This window comes from Streptomyces sp. SID14478 (assembly GCF_010548525.1).
GTDB lineage: Bacteria > Actinomycetota > Actinomycetes > Streptomycetales > Streptomycetaceae > Streptomyces.
Map to the genome: position 1 here is coordinate 1 of NZ_JAAGMG010001169.1, position 1,035 is coordinate 1,035.

Genomic DNA, 1,035 nt, shown 5'->3' on the forward strand with positions numbered 1-1,035 from the left:
TCGGCGCCGGATACGCGGCGTGCGCGGTGTTCACGGTGGTCGGCGTGGCGCCGTACGTGCTGCGCCACCGGGACCTGCGCCTCGCGCCGGACGCCCGGCCCCCGTGGTCCTGGCGCGGTTTCGCGCGCGGCTTCTGGCTGAGCCCGCGCAGGTACCCCGACCTCGGCTGGGCGTGGCTGACCCGCTTCCTGATCAACCTGGGCAACTCGCTGGTGCTGCTGTACCTCTTCTACTACCTGCGGGACCGCCTGCACTACGCCGACCCGGACGCGGGCGTGCTGATCCTGACCGCCGTGAACGGGGTGACGCTGCTGGCCACCGTGGTCGTGGGCGGCGCGTGGTCGGACCGGGTCGGCCGCCGCAAGCCGTTCGTCCTGTGGTCGGGGGTGCTGATGGCGGTGGCGACGGCGGTGCTGTCCGGCTGGCAGACCTGGCCCGGGGCGGTCGTCGCCGCGGCCGTCCTGGGCGTCGGCTTCGGGGTGTTCACCTCGGTCGACTTCGCGCTGATGACGGACGTGCTGCCGACGGCCCTGGACCGCGGCAAGGACCTCGGCGTCATCAACATCGCCAACTCCCTTCCCCAGGTGGCCGCCCCGGCGCTCGCCGCCCCGCTGGTGAACCAGCTGGGCGGGTACCGGGTGCTGTACCTGGTGGCGGCGGGGGTCGGCCTCGCGGGCGCAATCCTGGTGCGCCGGATCCGGGGCGTCGCGTAGGGTCCGCGCCATGCTTCTGGACCAGGTCGAGCGCTACTACGACACCGTGCCGCGCGCCGCGTCGCGGGTGGAGGACTTCGGCTCCCTCACCCTCTTCGTCCGCGAGGGCCCGGGCTGGCCGTACTACGCGCGGCCCGCGCTGCGCCCCGGCGCGCCGGCGCCGAGCGCGTCCGACGTGAAGGAAGTCCGCGCCCGGCAGCGGGAGTTGGGTGCCCCCGAGGCCTTCGAGTGGGTGGCCGAGACGACGCCCGGGATGCGGGCGGCCGCCGAAGAGGCGGGGCTGGCCGTGCAGGCGTACCCGCTGATGGCGCTGGAGGCCGCG

General features: G+C 74.8%; 1 protein-coding gene and 1 pseudogene. Both read left to right on the forward strand.

Going from position 1 to position 1,035, the window contains the following annotated elements:
- Positions 1–713 (forward strand): MFS transporter (locus G3I40_RS37200; RefSeq protein ID WP_164559238.1); only part of this gene is annotated, 713 nt, incomplete at its 5' end.
- Positions 714–723: 10 nt separating this feature from the next.
- A pseudogene (locus G3I40_RS37205) lies at positions 724–1,035 on the forward strand (GNAT family N-acetyltransferase); the annotation flags it as partial.